This is a genomic window from Nocardioides sp. NPDC057772 (genome assembly GCF_042798075.1).
Classification (GTDB): domain Bacteria; phylum Actinomycetota; class Actinomycetes; order Propionibacteriales; family Nocardioidaceae; genus Nocardioides.
Genome location: NZ_JBHVKN010000216.1, coordinates 7689 through 8339, shown reverse-complemented (window position 1 = coordinate 8339; position 651 = coordinate 7689). Strand labels below are relative to the sequence as shown.

General features: G+C 69.6%; 1 protein-coding gene. It reads right to left on the bottom strand.

What is annotated here, in order from left to right; genetic code table 11:
* Window positions 1-651 (bottom strand): HAMP domain-containing protein (locus ACFVJS_RS23910; RefSeq protein WP_378885709.1); only part of this gene is annotated, 651 nt, incomplete at both ends.

Below are 651 nucleotides of genomic sequence, written 5' to 3'. Positions count from 1 at the left end.
GGTGACCTCGTCGGCGAAGGAGGCGAGCTGGTCGACCATGGTGTTGATGGTCGACTTGAGCTCGAGGATCTCGCCGCGGGCGTCGACGGTGATCTGCCGGCTCAGGTCGCCGCGCGCGACCGCGGTGGTGACCTGGGCGATGTTGCGGACCTGGGCGGTCAGTGTGCCGGCCATGAAGTTCACCGAGTCGGTGAGGTCGCGCCAGGTGCCGGAGACGCCAGGCACCGCGGCCTGGCCGCCGAGCTGACCCTCGCCACCGACCTCGCGGGCGACGCGGGTGACCTCGTCGGCGAAGGCGGAGAGCTGGTCGACCATGGTGTTGACGGTGGTCTTGAGCTCGGCGAGCTCGCCGCGTACGTCGACGGTGATCTTCTGCGACAGGTCGCCGCCCGCGACGGCGGTGGTGACCTGGGCGATGTTGCGGACCTGGTTGGTCAGGTTGGTCGCCATCGAGTTCACCGAGTCGGTGAGGTCCTTCCACCGGCCGCCGACGCCCGGCACCTCCGCCTGACCGCCCAGCATGCCCTCGGTGCCGACCTCGCGGGCCACACGCGTCACCTCGTCGGCGAAGGCGGAGAGCTGGTCGACCATGGTGTTGACGGTGGTCTTGAGCTCGGCGAGCTCGCCGCGTACGTCGACGGTGATCTTCTG